Origin of the sequence: Cellulomonas fimi (genome assembly GCF_028583725.1) — a bacterium.
GTDB lineage: Bacteria > Actinomycetota > Actinomycetes > Actinomycetales > Cellulomonadaceae > Cellulomonas > Cellulomonas fimi_B.
The window spans coordinates 271,116-286,419 of record NZ_CP110680.1 but is presented as its reverse complement, the minus strand read 5'-3'; the positions used below and the strand labels follow the sequence as shown (position 1 = coordinate 286,419).

The following is a 15,304-nucleotide window of genomic DNA, read 5'->3' as shown; positions in this document are numbered from 1 at the left end:
CGTCGCGGGCGTCATGACGCACCGCCCGGGAGGGCGAAGCCTGCGGCGGGGTCGTGCAGACCCTCGACGAAGGCGGCGAGGGAGTCGGCGCGCGACTCGACGCGCCAGTCGTTGGTGAGGCGCTCGCCCTGGCTGATGGTGGTGACGGCGTGGTTGAACCAGGCGAACCCGACGACGTCGGCGTTCTCCGGCTTGGCCAGCGCGTCGAACAGGTCGGTGACCCATGCGGCCTTCTGGCCGCCGCTCTCCGACGCCCCGATCTCCGCGAGGAAGATCGGCTTGTGCGTGATCGAGCGCAGCTGGTCCAGCGACTTGTCGAAGGTCCACGCGAAGGTCGGCGTCTGGCCGTCGCGGTACGGCGGCCGGTAGTAGCCGGACAGTCCGACCCAGTCGACGTACTCGTCACCCGGGTAGAGCGACTTCGTGTAGGCGAGCGACTGGTTCGCGGCGGGCAGGTTGTTGACGATGTTCGGCGCCCACACCCACAGCACGTACTGGTTCGCGCCGGCGGCCTCGAAGACGTCGTGCACGTGACGCCACATGGCCACGTACTCGCCGGGGCTGTTGCCGTTGACGGACGCGCCGCCGGAGCCCTGCTCGTTCCACGGGTACCAGGACGCGTTCATCTCGTGGTCGAGACGGATCGCGACGGGCAGACCGAGGGCCGTGACGTCGGCGGCGTACTGCCGCAGGTAGGCGTCGTAGCGGCCGTTGATGATCTCCTTGAGGGACCACTCGGGCTCCTCGACGACGTCGTTCGCCGTCGCGAGGTTCCGCGACTCCCACGTGAGCATGGGCATGGCGCCCTTGGCCCACGAGCGCGTCACGGCGTCGGCCCGGAAGTTGCCGTCCCAGCCCTGGAAGTAGCCGACGATGCTCGGCTGCGTGCCGACCTGCGCGGCGACCGCGTCCTGCTCGGCCCAGCTGAACGGGGCCTGCGGGGTGTAGAGGCCGAACTGGCGGGCCGTCGGCTGCCGGAGCTCGGCGAGCGACGGGGCCGTGGGCTTGACCTCGGGCGCCGGGCCGGACGACGACGGCGTGGCGGCCGCGGCACGGGCCCGGGCGAGCGCGGCCTCGGCCCGCTCGGCACGGTCGCGCGCCTTGCCGCGCTCGGCGGCGGCCTTCTTCTCGGTCGCGGCCTTGGCGGCGGACGCGGCCTTGGCGGCGGCCTGCTCCTCGGCGGCCTTCTGCTGCGCGGCGGCGTCGGCCGCGGCCTTCTCCTCGGCGGCCTTGGCCTTGCCGCGCTCGGCGGCGGCGGACCGCTCGGAGGCGGCCTTGCGCTGCGAGCGCTCGAGGTCGAGGACCTCCTGCTCGCGGGCCTCCAGGGAGTTGCGGAGCTTGTCGTTCTCCGCCTGGAGCCGCAGCTCCTCGGCGGAGGCGCGGGTCGGGACGACGCCGTCGACGGACGGCGACAGCCAGACGCCGACGGTGACGGCGATGAGCGCGAGGGCGATCGCGGCTGCGGTCAGCCGCTTGCGGGGGGACGGTCGGATGGCCCGGGTCCACCAGCCGTGGGCGGTGTGCTCAGACATAGACGAGTGCCTCCAGGGCGAAGATCAGCACGGCGGCCACGTAGGGGATGCCGGCGAGGGGGTTGAGACGGCGACGGCGACGCGGCGCGGGGGCCGGTGCGGCGGCCGCGGTGGCGCGGCGGACGCGGGTCGGTGCCTCGGTCAGGACGGTGCCGTCGGCGGAGCGCTGGCTCGGGACGACGCCGTCGGGGGCGCGGTCGACGAGGTCGACGGGCGCCTGCGGGGCGTTCTCGAGCTCCTCCATGAGGTCGCCGCCGGCGTAGGCGCCGGCGCGGGTGCCCCAGCCGGACGCGTGCGCCATGCGCAGGAACCCGAGCAGGCGGACCGGCATGAGGAAGAACGTCGAGACGATGATGAAGATCGGCAGCCGCAGGAAGTCGGACGGCTTCTCGTGCAGGTGGCGGATCTGGCGGATCGCCATGGACAGCACCGACGAGATGATCATCGTGGCGACGACCCAGACCCAGCCCTCGAGGCCGGTGTAGGTCTCGAGGATCGCCTGGTAGAGGTTCACGCCCGTGCCGGAGACGGCGCGGTACACCCAGCCGGCGATCGTCCCGACCAGCAGGAACGGCAGGATGATGTCCATCACGAAGAAGATCGCCAGGACGGGGGCGTGGCCCATCATCCAGGGCAGCATCCGCAGGGTGTTGTACTGGCTGCCGCGGGCCCAGCGCAGCTGCTGCTTGAAGAGCTTCTTCACCTGCAGCGGGGCGTCCGTGTAGACGAGGCTCGTGTACTGGTACACGCACTTGTACCCGGCCTTGAGGGTCAGGTTGGTGAGCGTGCGGTCGTCGGAGACCTCGAGGAAGACGCCCATGAACTTCTCGTGCATGAAGTCGTCCATGACGTCGATGAGGATGTGCCGGCGGAACGCGATGGTGCGTCCGGGGAGGCAGCCGACCTGGCCGAGCGCGGACTGCGCGGGCATCGAGTAGAGCGCGCGGGTGTTCTCGAGCCAGTCGGCCCAGCGGGTGATCCAGGACCGCTCGGGGTCGAGGATGCGCTGACGCGTGGTGACGCCGCCGATGTTGGCGTCGGCGAACGGCTTGACGAGCTCGGGGAGCGTGCCGTCGGTCCAGACGGTGTCGGAGTCGACGAGCACGGTGATCTCGCCGCGCGACATCTCGGTGCCGATCTTGACGGCGTTGCGCTTGCCCGGGATCGGGGTGTGGACCCAGCGGACGAGCGGCGCGAACTCCTCGCTGACGCGCTCGAGGCCCGGGTTGGGCTTGCCGTTGATGACGACGATGACCTCGTCGGGCTGCTGCGCGACGATCCGCGAGAGCACGTCGTGGAAGAGGTCGAGGGGCTCGTCGACGACGGGGACGACGACGGAGGTGGTGCCGTGGAACTCGCCGGTGTACGGCTTGTACCGACGTGAGAGAAGGACCTTGAGCAGCCACAACGCCCAGATCAGCGTGGAGAAGACAGCGAAGAGATAAAACTCCGACTGCCCTTCCAGCATATGACGCAGCTGAAGCACGAATACGAACATGAATTGCCTACCCGACACGGTGGTGGCGAATTACTGACGGGCTGTCCCGGCGTCGTCGGCGATCCAGCATGGACGTCACCGTGGGAAGCGCGCAGGCCCCCACAGGCGCGTCGAGAGACCACTGGCAGGCCGTTGACCTGCGAGTGGACGTGCGCAACCGCCCCCTGCTTGATGGAGGCGCACGATCCGAAGCCGGGGACAGGCACACGGATGACAGCGCCCGGCGAACTCGGTAAATCGAACTTACCAGGCGGTAACAGGGGATTTAGACGGACACTTGTCCAAAAGTGACCGCGCTCACCGCAAGCGCTTACCCCTTGACCGGAGATGTCCGGTTTGCCCGAGGCAACTTCACACGAAATTTACAAGAAGTTGCTCCGGACGACAGCCGCCGACGGGACGTCGCCGAGGCCCTCAGGGCCGGTGCAGGAGGTCCTGGTACTCCGGGTGACGGGCGACCCACGCCTTCACGTACGGGCACAGCGCCACGACGTCCCGGTGGCTCTCGCGCACCGCGTCCAGCGCCGCCTGCACGAGCGTCGCGGCGACCCCGCGACCCTCCGCGCGCGGGTCCACCTCGGTGTGCGTGAACACCACCGTCCGGCCCACCACGTCGTACACCGCGAACCCCAGGAGCTCGCCCGCCGCGTCGCGGGCCTCGAACCGGTGCGCCTCGGGCGCGTCGCTGACCAGCACGTCCGTCATGCACCGATGGTGCGGCACCCGGCGCCCCACCACCAGCCCCGGCCGCCGTCGGAGCGCGGTGCGAGACTGGGAGCATGCTCCAGCCCTACCGCGAGATCCTGTCGCGCCCGGGTGCCCTCGCCTTCTCCGTCGCGGGGATGGTCGCGCGCCTCCAGATGTCGATGATCGGGATCGGCATCGTCCTCATGATCTCCGCGCTGTACGACTCCTACGGGCTGGCCGGCCGCGTCTCCGCCGTCTACGTCGTCGCCCAGGCCCTGTGCTCGCCGCAGCTCGCGCGGCTCGTCGACCGCCACGGGCAGGCGCGCGTCATGCGTCCCGCCGTCGCCGTCGCGTCCGTCGGGCTCGTCACGCTCGTCGTCGCGGCCCGCGCCGACAGCAACCCGTGGCTCCTCTACGCCGCCGCCGCCGTCACGGGCGCCGCCGTCGGGTCGTTCGGCTCGCTCGTGCGCGCCCGCTGGTCCGGCGTGCTCGGCGGCGACCCCCGCCCCATGCACACCGCCTACGCGCTCGAGTCGACCATCGACGAGTTCGTCTTCATCGTCGGCCCCGTCCTCGCCACCGTCCTCGCGACCGGTGTCGACCCCGCCGCCGGCCTCGTCGTCCCGCTCGTCGCGCTGCTCGTCGGCGGGTACTGGTTCCTCGCGCTCCGCGCGACCGAGCCCGCCCCGACCGTCGCCGCCGGCGGCGAGCGCGTCCGCGGGTCCGTGCTCGCCAACCCCGGCATGGTCGTGCTCGCGCTCGTCTTCGTCGCGATGGGCGCGATCTTCGGCGCGACCGACGTGTCCACCGTCGCGTTCGCCGAGGAGTCCGGGAACACCGGCATCGCCGGCGTCATCCTCGCGGTGTTCGCGTTCGGGTCGCTCATCGCCGGCCTGCTCTACGGCACGCGGCACTGGGTCCGGCCCCTGCACCAGCGGTTCGCGATCGGCGTCGTCGTCCTCGCCGTCGGGGTGTCGTTCTTCGTCGTCGCGACCAACCTCGTCGTGCTCGCCGCCGTCATGTTCGTCACCGGGTTCGCGATCGCGCCCACGCTCATCAACGGCAACGCGCTCGTCCAGCAGCTCGTCCCGCCCGCGCGCCTCACCGAGGGGCTCACCTGGGTCGGCACGTCGCTCGGTGTCGGCGTCTCCTTCGGCTCGTCGATCGCCGGGTCCCGCATCGACGCCGACGGGTCGCACGGCGGGTTCCTCGTCGTCATCGTGTCCGCCGTCCTCGCGCTCGTCGCGACCCTCGCCGCCTACCGCACGCTGCGCCCCCGCCCCGACGCGACGACCGCCGACGTGCGCGTCCCGCGCGCCGTCGAGGACGAGTCGCCGTCGCCCACCGCCGGTGCCGCGGTCGCCGCGTGCGAGGTCGCCGACTGCGTCGACCCGCGCGGCGCGGTCCCGCGGCAGCGCGGCGCCGCCGACGGCGACGTCGGCAGCGCCGTCGAGCACCCCGCGCCGCCGCGCCCGACGGGCGTCGCCGAGGACGGCTGACCGCCCGGCCGCGGGCGGTCCGGCCGGACATCACCGACGCCGTCGGCGCCGCGACTTTCGACACCACGCGCGCCCCGGTTTTCGACACCACGAACAGCCCTTCGGCCCTCCCCCGGCGCGCCGACCCCGCAGTAGCGTGCGCGTCGTGACCCTCGCCGACGAGACCCCCGCGGCCGCCCCGGACACCGACGTACCCGTCGACGCGCTGCGCGCCGTGCTCGCACCGCTCGGGACGATCGCCGCCGTCGAGCGCCTGACCGGCGGGATGTTCGCGACGAGCTACCGCGTGACCCTCGACGACGGCACCCGCGTCATCGTCAAGACCGCGCCGACCGCGACCGACGCGCTGCTCACCTACGAGCACGACCTCGTCCGGTCCGAGGCGCACGTCTACCGGCTCGCCGAGGAGCACCCGGCGCTGCTCATGCCGCGCGTGCTGCTCACCGACTTCACGCGCACCGACCTGCCGTCCGACGCGCTCGTCGTGAGCCACCTGCCCGGCGTGCCGCTGGTCGACGTCGGCTTCGGCCCGGCCGACGAGGACCCGCGCGCCGCGCGCGCGGAGCACGAGCTCGGCGCCTACATGGCGCGGCTGCACACCGCGGGCCTGCCGGCGCCCGACGGCGGCTTCGGCTACCCGAACCCCGCGGCCGGCCTCAACAGGCGCACGTGGCGCGAGACGTTCACCGCCATGGTCGAGGCCGTGCTGACCGACGCGCCCCGGTGGGGCGTCGTCCTCCCCGCCGACGAGGTGCGCGCCGCCCTGCGCCGCCACGGGGACGTGCTCGACGACGTCACGTCGCCCGCGCTCGTGCACACCGACCTGTGGGCCGGGAACCTGTTCGTCGAGCCGTCGACCGGCGAGATCGTCGGTGTCATCGACCCCGAGCGCGCGTTCTGGGGGGATCCGCTGCACGAGCTCGTCGGCGCGGACTGCCACAACGTCGGCCCCGTGAACCCGCGCGTCCTCGCGGGCTACGCGAGCGTCGTGCCGGGTGGCATCGACGTGACGAGCCCGTCGGCGCAGACCCGGCTCACGCTGTACCGGACGTTCCTCACGCTCGTCCTCACCACCGAGATCGTGCCCCGGTCCTTCGACGGCGAGTGGCTCCCCGGGTACCGCACGACGCTGGCCGACGCGCTGCGGACGTTCCTCGACACGCTCACGTCGGACAGTCGTCGGGCGGTAGCCGGGGGCGCTACTTGATGACCCGGACCTCCTGAGGCCAGCCGCACCCCTCGGCGACCCGGCCGGCCCACAGCTTGGCGGTCTCGACGTCCGGCACGTCGATCACGGTGATCCCGCCCAGGTACTCGGTCGTCTCGACGTAGGGGCCGTCGGTGATCGTCACGGTCCCGCTCGTCGCGTCGGCGGTGAACGCGTCGGCCAGGTCCTCCTCGAGCCCGCCGGCGAAGACCAGCACCCCGGCCGCCTCCATGTCACGGACGACCGCGGTGCTGGGCTCGACGCGGCTCCGGAACCACTCCGCCGGGTGGTCCCCGACCCAGTTCTGCTGGAAGTAGATGGCGTACTGCGTCATGGTCGCTCCTCCGGTGCGGCTGCGGCGTGTCACCACTGTGACGGACGGGGATCGCCGGGATCGACAGCGCGGCCGCACGACGACCCGGTCGTGCGGGCTCGTCGCCCCACACCGCCTCGGCGGAGGGCGTCGCGGGTGGTCAGGGGGTGGGGTGGTGGGCGTCGTAGTGCCAGAACGTGCGCTGCGCCCGGACCAGGAGGGTGACCAGCACGACGCACGTCAGGCCGCCGACCACCGCCGTCCACCCCTCGCCGACACGCGTCGCGAGCCCGCCGAGGAGCAGCTCGCCCAGCCGCGGGCCGCCCGCGACCACGACGACGAACACGCCCTGGAGGCGTCCGCGCATGTCGTCGGGCGTCGCGGTCTGCAGGATGCTCTGCCGGAACACCGACGAGATCGCGTCCGCGGCGCCCGCGACCACGAGCGTGAGCACCGCGAGCGCCAGCGCGCCCCACAGCACCTGGTCGGGCCGGGTCGCGTCGACGCTCACGAGGACCGCGCCGAACCCCGCGATCGCGAGCCCCCACACGACGATCGCGAGCGTGATGATGCGCCCCTGCCAGCGCACGTGCACCAGGGCTCCGGAGAACAGGCCCGCGAGCACCGCGCCGACCGCGACGGCCGCGCTGACCACGCCCGTCGTCGTCTCGCCGCCACCGAGGTAGAGCAGCGCGACCGCGGGGAACAGCACGCGGGGCGACGCGGTGATCATCGCGACGAGGTCGACGGCGAACGTCATGCGGACGTTGCGCTGCGTGCCGAGGTAGCGCAGGCCGTCGACGACCGACCCGAGGCCGACGCGCGCGCGTCGCGCCGACGACGGCTCCGGCGGGACCGGTGGCAGCCGCAGCAGCGCCGCGAGCGCGAACGTGAACAGCACGGCGTCGAGGGTGTACGCGGCGGCGTAGTCGAACGCGGCGACGAGCCCCGCACCGAGCAGGGGGCCCACGGTCAGCGCGACGTTCCAGCCCGTCGTCTGCAGCGCGTTGGCCGCCGGGAGCAGCGTCGGGTCGAGCAGGCGCGGGATGATCGCCGTCCGTGCCGGGCTGTTGACCGCGCCCGCGGCCGACTGCACCGCGACCAGCGCGTACAGCAGGGCGACGTGCTCGTTGCCGAGGTACGCCTGCACCGCGAGGCCGAGGACGACGGTCCAGGCGACCAGCGACGCGACGAGCGCGACGCGGCGGCGGTCGTAGTGGTCGACGATCGCCCCGCCGTAGAGCCCGAACACCACGAGCGGGACCAGCGCGCACACGCCGAGGACGCCGACGGAGAACGTCGAGCCCGTGAGGTCGTACACCTGGAGCCCGACGGCGACGACGGTGAGCTGCGTGCCGAGGTTCGACACCGACAGCCCCCACCACAGCCGTCGGAACGCCGGGCTGACGCGCAGGGGTGTGGTGTCGACGAGGACGGACATCGCCGCCACTGTACGTCGCCCGGGGCACCCGTCCTGGGCGTGCGGGTGGGGGCGGGCGCCGGCGTGGGAGGGTGGGCGGGTTCCGCAGCGGGAGGAGAGCCGGTGGGCGTGCAGCACGTCGTGGTGATGGGCGTGTCGGGGACGGGCAAGACGACGATCGGGCGGCTCGTCGCCGAGGCGCTCGACGTCCCGTTCGTCGAGGGCGACGACCTGCACCCCCCGGCCAACGTCGAGAAGATGGCCGCGGGCGTGCCGCTGACCGACGCGGACCGCGGCCCGTGGCTGCGGCTCGTCGCGGCCGCGATGACCGAGCACGCCGAGGCCGGCCGCGGGACCGTCGTCGCGTGCTCCGCGCTGCGGCGGGCGTACCGGGACGTGCTGCGCGGGGCGCAGGGCCGTGTGCGGTTCGTGCACCTCGCGGTCCCCGACGAAGAGCTCGGGCGGCGGATGGCCGGGCGGCGCGGTCACTTCATGCCCGCGTCGCTCCTGGAGTCGCAGCTCGCGACGCTCGAACCGCTGGGCGAGGACGAGGACGGCCTCCGGCTCCCGGTCCACCGCGACCCGGCGCAGACGGCCGCCGCCGTCGTCGAGGCGCTCGGGGCCTGAGGGCCCGCCCGGCCTGACGGCCAGCCCGCCTGACGGCCCGCCCGCCTGCGGGCCGGACACGCCGACGCGCCCCCGCCGGCCCGCCGGGTGGCGGTCGTGAGGGCGCGTCGTCGTGGTCGGTCGCTCCCCGTGTTCACCAGGCCAGCGGGGAGCGGCGACTCGTCAGGGGGTGCGGGTGCGGGCGTCGTCGGCGTCGATGATCGGCTCGCCGGCGATGATGTCGGGGGCCGGGTCGTCGGCCTCCGGCGTCGTGGACGACCGCCAGGGTGCGTTGCCCGCGACGGCGGACCTCGCGGCCTCGACGGCCTTGTCCTTGAGCGCCACACCCTGCTGCTTGGCGAACGCGGTCGCCTGGCTCTCGACGTCCTGGACGTAGCCCTGGACGCGCGGGTCCTGCCAGACGTCGTTCGCCCAGCCCTTGATCTTCTCGAACTGACCCCGTCCTGCACGGGTCCCGAGCACGTACCCGAGCCCGACGCCGACGGCGAACACGACCTTGCCCTTCATGAGCGGTCCTCCCGAGGGTCCTGACGGCGGCGCACCCGCAGAGCGCACCGCCCCGTCCGAAGGTCCGAGCGTAGGCACCCACCCGCGGGTCCGCGCGGTGAACGACCGGCGGCGACCGGGCGCGCGGCGTCCGCCAGGCACGAGCGGGACGGCCCGCCGCGCGCGGGGGGACGTGCGGGACGACACTGGCGGCACGTGCGTCGGCGGGGGGAGCCACGATGAGCGAGCCGGGGACGGCCACGACGGGCACGCGCCCGTCCGACGGCCCACCGCTGCGGCGGACGATCGGTCGGCGCGTCCTGCTGCTGTTCGTCGTCGGCGACATCCTCGGCGCGGGCATCTACGCCCTCACGGGCAAGGTCGCCGCCGAGGTGGGCGGCATGGTCTGGCTGCCGTTCGTGTGCGCGTTCGTGCTGGCGACGCTGACGGCGACGGCGTACGCGGAGCTCGTCGGCCGGTTCCCGCAGGCGGCGGGCGCGGCGCTCTACGCGCACCGGGCGTTCCGTCGGCCGTTCCTCACGTTCCTCGTCGCGTTCGCCGTGATGATGTCGGGCGTCACGTCCGCGAGCGCGGCGGCGCGCGCGTTCGGCGGCGACTACCTGGCGGAGTTCGTCACGGTCCCGACGCTGGTCGCGGCGTGGTTCTTCCTGCTGGTCATCACGGGCGTCAACCTGCTGGGGATCTCGGAGTCGGTGCGCGTCAACGTCGTGCTGACGATCGTCGAGGCGACGGGCCTGCTGGTGATCCTCGCGATCGGCGGGTGGGCGCTGCTCACGGGCGAGGGCGACCCGGGCCGGGCGTTCGTGCTGGAGACCGACGGCGCGGCGTGGGTGGCGGTCCTGGGCGCGACCGCGCTCGCGTTCTACGCGCTGCTCGGGTTCGAGGACTCGGTCAACCTCGCCGAGGAGTGCCGCGCACCGCGCCGCGACTTCCCGCGCGCGCTGTTCGGCGGGCTCGTGGTCGCGGGCCTCATCTACGTGGGCGTCGCGTTCACGTCGTCGATGCTGGTCGAGACGGACGTGCTGGCGGAGTCGACGGGTCCGCTGCTCGAGGTCGTGAAGGTCGCCGGGCTGACGTTCCCGCCGGCGCTGTTCGCGGTGATCGCGCTGCTCGCGGTGTCGAACACCGCGCTCATCAACATGCTCATGGCGTCGCGGCTGGTCTACGGGATGGCGCAGGAGCGGATCGTGCCGCGCGTGCTCGGCCGGGTGGGCGGGCGGCAGACGCCGTTCGTCGCGATCGCGTTCACGGTGGTCGTCGCGCTGACCCTCGTCTCGACGGGCGACCTCGCGGGGCTCGCCGACACGACCGTCCTGCTGCTGCTGCTCGTGTTCGCGACGGTCAACGTGGCCGTCCTGGTGCTCCGCCGCAGACCCGACGAGGGCCGTGCCGAGGGGGACGACCGGGCCCACGACCGGGCCGACGACCGGGCCGACGACCGGGCCGACGACGGGGCCGCGCCGGGCCGCCCCGCGGCGGACGACGCCGACGCCCGCCCCACGTTCCGCGCCCCGACGTGGGCACCCGTCGCGGGCGCCGTCGTGTCGCTCGTGCTCGCGTCACCGCTGACCGGACGCGACCCCGCGGTGTACGTCCGCGCGGGCATCCTGCTCGCGATCGGCGTGCTGCTCTACGTCGTCAACCGGTGGGCCGTCGGACGACGCGGGGCGGACCGGTGAGCGCCCGTCGTCGCGGCGAGGACGAGGTCGCCGTCCCGACGCGCGCGTCGGCGCCCGCCCCCGGACGGGAGCGACCTCGGCAGGTGCCCCTCGTGACCGGCGCGGCCGCCGTGGCGTCCCTGGGGCGGCTCGCGGGCAACCGGGCGGTGAGCGGGCTGCTCGCGGGCACAGGACCCGTCGTGCAGCGCAAGCTCGGGTTCGAGTTCCAGAGCACGCGCAACACGTTCGTCCCGGGCGGCGGCGTCCCGGGGGTCGCGGAGAAGGAACGCGTCTACGAGGGCCAGGAAGGGCTGTTCCGCATCGAGGGCGACAACGCGACGGCCTCGCAGTCCGACCTGGAGTTCGTCACGACCGCGACCGACGACATCGTCGACGCGCTCGCCGCCGTGCAGGGCGCGAGCAACGTCGCGACGGCCCTCGGCGCGACCGGCAGCACCACGGTGCACAAGGGCGCCGGCCCGTTCGCGGGGAGGTGGCTCCGGGACGCCCGGATCGACGCGCCCGACAAGACGTTCGCGGCCACGCCGCAGGCCACGATCGGTGTGCCGCTGGCCAAGGTCGCGACCCTGCTCGCCAACGCCATGACCGTCCCCGTCGCGGACCGCGAGAAGAAAGACCCCCAGACCACGGTCGTCCGTGAGATCCGCGGCGAGACGCTCGACAAGGTCCGGACGCGGACCGGCACGTGGACCGGGGCGCGGACGCTCTCCGGCGCCGTGAGCGGTCTGCTCAGCATGGTCGCGTACTACCTCGAGGCCGGGAGCCGGCCGCCGGAGAAGGTGAAGGAGCCGACGGGCTCGTCCGTCCAGATCGACGGCGTGTGGTGGGACCTCGGCACGACCGACGGCCCGAAGGCGTCGTTCGGGCTGATGGCCCGCACGAGCTTCCGGGCCGCGTTCCTGAGCCTCTCGGGGGAGGACCAGGAGGTGTTCCGCGGCCTGATGCAGCCGAGCGCGGCACGCGGCGCGGTGACGGTCGAGCCGGTCCTCGGCGACCGGCTCGACATGACCTCACGGTTCCCCGTCGCGCCCTACCGCGCCGACCCGGACGTCGTCGCCCAGGACGACGCGCTGCGGGACGCCTTCGTCGTCCGGCGGGTGAAGGACCGGGACGGCAACAACGCGTACGTCGTCATGCAGGGCCCGACCGTGCAGCAGTGGCTCAGCAGCATCTGCGCCGACGTCCCCGGTCACGACCGGGCCGGCCGCGACCTCATGTCCCCGCCGATCGGCTGGGGCAAGCGCGACCCCGCCCGGGAGCAGACGGACCCCTTCCCCGGGCCGCAGGAGACCCGGGACCGTCACCTGTACGGCATGGGCGCGTACCCGATGGACACGCGCACCGAGCGGGGCAAGGCCGCCGAGAACCTGTTCATCGTGGAGATCCGCGAGCTGTCCGACTCGCTCCAGCACTTCGACATGCCGTCCAACCCGCCCGCGAGCCAGTGGGTGGCGACCGCCCGGATCGCGCTGTCACACCACTTCGCGGGCCTGCTGAGCACCGAGGCGGCGGCGCTGTGGGACACGATCAGCACCGCGAAGATCGAGGCGGGGGTCGCCCAGCTCCGGCTCGCGACGCCGGCGATCCTCGCCTTCCTCAGGGGTGAGAAGGCGACGACGAGCTAGGGGCCCTCCCGGACGTCGGTCCTCGTCGCCGCCGGTCCGCGCCCGCTGCCACACCGTTTTCCGCACCTCCCACCCGTCGGAGACCTCGGCCCACAGCACGACGGGCTGGTCGGGGGCGTCGTGCCTCCACCGGACACGCTGGAAGTACGAGGTCGGCCCACGGCGGTCCTCGCGCGGCCGTCCCGTACCGGTGGGAGACGTACCCGCGCGCGACGGGTCGGGAGCGGTCACGCCGGCCGGTCGGCGTGCGCGCGGTGCAGCGCGCACACCTCCTCGACGAGCGCCTCCGCCGGGCCGTCGACGACGGCTCCGGGGACGACGGACTTCACCGGCAGCGGAGCGACCGGACCGGGCGGCAGGCCCCACGCGCGACGCCACGCGACGAGCTGCCCGCTCGACGCGACGTAGACGATCCGGCCGAGGCCCGCCCAGCCGTGCGCGGCCGCGCACATCGGGCAGTGCTCGCCGGAGGTGTAGACGGTGCAGCCGGGCCGCTCGTCGGGCGGGAGGTGCGCGGCTGCCCAGCGGGCGATCTCGAGCTCGGGGTGCCGGGTGCCGTCGCCGTCCTTGACGCGGTTGCGGTCCTCCAGCAGCACCGTGCCGTGCGCGTCGACGAGCACCGAGCCGAACGGCTCGTCACCGTCGTCGAGGGCCTCGCGCGCGAGCGCGACGCACCGCCGCAGGTGGACCAGGTCGGCGTCGGTCACGGCCATGAGCCGACCCTAGGACAGCCGGGGCGGCGCGGTCAGCCGCGCCGGCGGGTGCGGCCGGCGCGGCTGACGGCGTGGGTGCGGGGCGGTGCCGTCAGGGCAGCCGCGGGGTCCTGACGCTGAGGACCGGCCCCACGAACGTGCCGGCGGCGTTCTGCGCGACGACGCGGTAGTAGGTCGTCGTGCCGGGCGCGAGCCCGTCGACGACGCCGCTGGTCACGGTCTTCTCGTACGTCAGCGCGGCGACGTCGGTCACGGGCGACCGGGACCCGAGGGCCGTCGTCGGACCCCACTCGAACCACGCGGTCGTGGCGAGGCGGTGCGGGTGGACCTGAGCGCCGAACGAGGTCGACGTGGGCGTCGTCCCGGACGTGTACTGCCGCGACGACGTGGGGCGGCCCGCGGTCTCGAAGCTGCTCGTCGTGACGGTCGTGCCGGCCGGCGTGATGGTCGTGGTGCGCACGTGGTAGGTCGTGCCGGGCGCGAGCCCCGTGAGCGGCTGGTTCACGGTCCGCATGTACGACACGGCGGGCACGCTCACGACGGCACCGCGTGTGCCGTACGCGGTGCTCGTCCCCCACTCGACCTGGACGGTCCCCGCGTACCCGTGCGGGTCCACGAGCGCCTGCGACGTCGCGCCGGTCGTCGTCACGTCCTTGGCGTAGACCGTGACGGTCGGGGCCGGGGCGGCGCGCAGCGTCACGGCGTCCGTCACCGCGCGCCCGCCGGCGTCGGTGACGGTGAGCCGCGGGTTCCACGTCCCGGCCGCGTACGTGTGCGTGAGGGTCGCCAGGGGCGTCCCCGTGCCGGTCAGGACGGGGGTGCCGTCGCCGCGGTCCAGGGTCCACGACGCGACGCCCGCGCCCGCGACGTGGCCCGCCCCGGACGACCGGGACGCGTCGAGCGTGACGGTCAGGGGTGCGCTGCCGTGCGTCGTCGACACGTCGAGGAACGCGCTCGCACGGGTGCGCGCGGCCGGCCGCGCGGCGATCTCGGTGAAGGCCGCGAGGCTCGCGGGCGACGAGTCCACCCACCACGGGCAGCTGCCCTGCTGGTGGAAGTACAGGACGGCCTTGACCTCGGGCCACGCGGTCCACGTCGCCATCGCGTCGCGCAGCCAGCCCGCCTTGCGCTGCGGGTCGGCGGGGTCCTCGACGGACCCCCACTCGGCGACCATGACGGGCTTGCCGTGCGCCTGCGCGAACGTGCGGGCCGCGGCGGACTGGCTCGCGACCGGGCTCCACGACGTGGGGCCGCCCGGGTTGCAGCCGGACCAGTTGTAGACGTCGAGCCCGACCCAGTCGACGACGTCGTCGCCCGGGTAGAGCGCGTCGGCGGTGGGCCTCGTCGAGCCGGTCGCGAACGCCGCGGGCGTGACGATCCACGTCCACACGACGTTCCGCACGCCGCGCTCGCGGAACACCTCGACGTAGTGGCGCCACGCCGCGCGGTACTCCTCGGGGGTGCCGTAGCCGGTCGCGTAGTCGGGCTCGTGCTGGAACGTGAGGAAGATCGGCACGCCGAGACCCGCGACGGTCGTGGCCTGCGCCGCGATGGCGGCGTCGTGGTCGCCGCGCGCGATCGACGCCCAGGACACGGCCGTCCCGTCGGCCCGCTTGGACGCGACGGACACGGCGGGCGTGCGTCCGCGCGCGACGGCGGACGCGACCCCGCCCGCCCGCAGGTCGTCGCCCCACCGGCGGTAGACGCGCTGGACGTCGAGCTTGCGGCCGACCGTGTGCTCGAACGCGGCGACGGCGTCGTCCACGTTCGCCGACGAGCCGGTCGCGACGAAGGCGCCGAACAGCAGGCCCGACGCGGGCGTGAGCGCGGCGCTCGCGGTCGACGGTGCGGGTGCGGGCTCGGCGGCCGCGGCGGGTGCAGTGAGACCGCTCACGAGGAGCGCGGCGACCCCGGCGGCGAGCAGCGCGGTGCGGGCGGTGGGTCGGTGGTGGGCATGGCGGAGGACGCCCTGGACGGGCGCAGGCGTGCGCATGGTG

The 15,304-nt window shown here is 73.9% G+C and carries 13 protein-coding genes; 5 read left to right on the top strand and 8 right to left on the bottom strand.

Translation table 11 applies throughout. From position 1 onward, the window contains the following. Nucleotides 1–11: 11 nt before the first annotated feature. From OOT42_RS01335 to OOT42_RS01325, 3 genes are all read right to left on the bottom strand, one after another. On the bottom strand, nt 12–1,532 hold the full coding sequence (locus tag OOT42_RS01335) for a glycoside hydrolase family 26 protein (RefSeq protein WP_273653176.1): 1,521 nt from the start codon (nt 1,530–1,532) through the stop codon (nt 12–14). Beyond that, complete coding sequence (locus tag OOT42_RS01330; RefSeq protein ID WP_273653175.1) at nt 1,525–3,030, bottom strand: glycosyltransferase family 2 protein; 1,506 nt, start codon at nt 3,028–3,030, stop codon at nt 1,525–1,527. Before OOT42_RS01330 ends, OOT42_RS01335 begins: the two co-directional genes overlap by 8 nt. Before the next feature lie 414 nt (nt 3,031–3,444). After that, nucleotides 3,445–3,735, bottom strand: a complete 291-nt coding sequence (locus OOT42_RS01325; protein WP_273653174.1) for a GNAT family N-acetyltransferase — start codon at nt 3,733–3,735, stop codon at nt 3,445–3,447. Between the two features lie 74 nt (nt 3,736–3,809). On the opposite strand from OOT42_RS01325, the gene OOT42_RS01320 reads away from it, so the two are divergent. Together OOT42_RS01320 and OOT42_RS01315 are read left to right on the top strand one after the other, a co-directional pair. Continuing rightward, entirely contained in the window at nt 3,810–5,216 is a 1,407-nt protein-coding gene (locus OOT42_RS01320) for an MFS transporter (RefSeq protein WP_273653173.1), read from the top strand. 145 nt (nt 5,217–5,361) lie between these two features. Beyond that, nucleotides 5,362–6,423 carry a phosphotransferase family protein gene (locus tag OOT42_RS01315; protein ID WP_273653172.1) on the top strand — a complete coding sequence of 354 codons (1,062 nt, stop codon included), beginning with the start codon at nt 5,362–5,364 and terminating at the stop codon, nt 6,421–6,423. On the opposite strand, the gene OOT42_RS01310 is transcribed toward OOT42_RS01315, so the two are convergent. Together OOT42_RS01310 and OOT42_RS01305 are read right to left on the bottom strand one after the other, a co-directional pair. Further along, the gene (locus OOT42_RS01310) at nt 6,416–6,757 is read right to left on the bottom strand and encodes a YciI family protein (RefSeq protein WP_273653171.1); all 342 of its coding nucleotides are present in this window, start codon (nt 6,755–6,757) and stop codon (nt 6,416–6,418) included. The genes OOT42_RS01315 and OOT42_RS01310 overlap by 8 nt on opposite strands. 139 nt (nt 6,758–6,896) lie before the next feature. Further along, the gene (locus tag OOT42_RS01305; RefSeq protein ID WP_273653170.1) at nt 6,897–8,177 is read right to left on the bottom strand and encodes an MFS transporter; all 1,281 of its coding nucleotides are present in this window, start codon (nt 8,175–8,177) and stop codon (nt 6,897–6,899) included. Between the two features lie 102 nt (nt 8,178–8,279). Here OOT42_RS01305 and OOT42_RS01300 point away from each other — a divergent pair, with 102 nt between their 5' ends. Further along, nucleotides 8,280–8,783, top strand: a complete 504-nt coding sequence (locus OOT42_RS01300) for a gluconokinase (protein ID WP_273653169.1) — start codon at nt 8,280–8,282, stop codon at nt 8,781–8,783. Between the two features lie 162 nt (nt 8,784–8,945). On the opposite strand, the gene OOT42_RS01295 is transcribed toward OOT42_RS01300, so the two are convergent. Then, entirely contained in the window at nt 8,946–9,290 is a 345-nt protein-coding gene (locus OOT42_RS01295) for a YtxH domain-containing protein (RefSeq protein ID WP_273653168.1), read from the bottom strand. Nucleotides 9,291–9,508: 218 nt separating this feature from the next. Here OOT42_RS01295 and OOT42_RS01290 point away from each other — a divergent pair, with 218 nt between their 5' ends. Both OOT42_RS01290 and OOT42_RS01285 read left to right on the top strand, forming a co-directional pair. Continuing rightward, nucleotides 9,509–10,969 carry an APC family permease gene (locus OOT42_RS01290; RefSeq protein ID WP_273653167.1) on the top strand — a complete coding sequence of 487 codons (1,461 nt, stop codon included), beginning with the start codon at nt 9,509–9,511 and terminating at the stop codon, nt 10,967–10,969. 92 nt (nt 10,970–11,061) lie between these two features. Continuing rightward, nucleotides 11,062–12,594: a hypothetical protein gene (locus OOT42_RS01285; protein ID WP_273653166.1), complete on the top strand. Its 1,533-nt coding sequence runs from the start codon at nt 11,062–11,064 to the stop codon at nt 12,592–12,594. A gap of 227 nt (nt 12,595–12,821) precedes the next feature. Here OOT42_RS01285 and OOT42_RS01280 read toward each other — a convergent pair whose 3' ends face one another. Further along, nucleotides 12,822–13,307, bottom strand: coding sequence for a nucleoside deaminase (locus OOT42_RS01280; RefSeq protein ID WP_273653165.1), 486 nt, complete (start codon nt 13,305–13,307; stop codon nt 12,822–12,824). Between the two features lie 91 nt (nt 13,308–13,398). Next, complete coding sequence (locus OOT42_RS01275) at nt 13,399–15,300, bottom strand: glycosyl hydrolase (RefSeq protein WP_273653164.1); 1,902 nt, start codon at nt 15,298–15,300, stop codon at nt 13,399–13,401. Between the last annotated feature and the right edge of the window lie 4 nt (nt 15,301–15,304).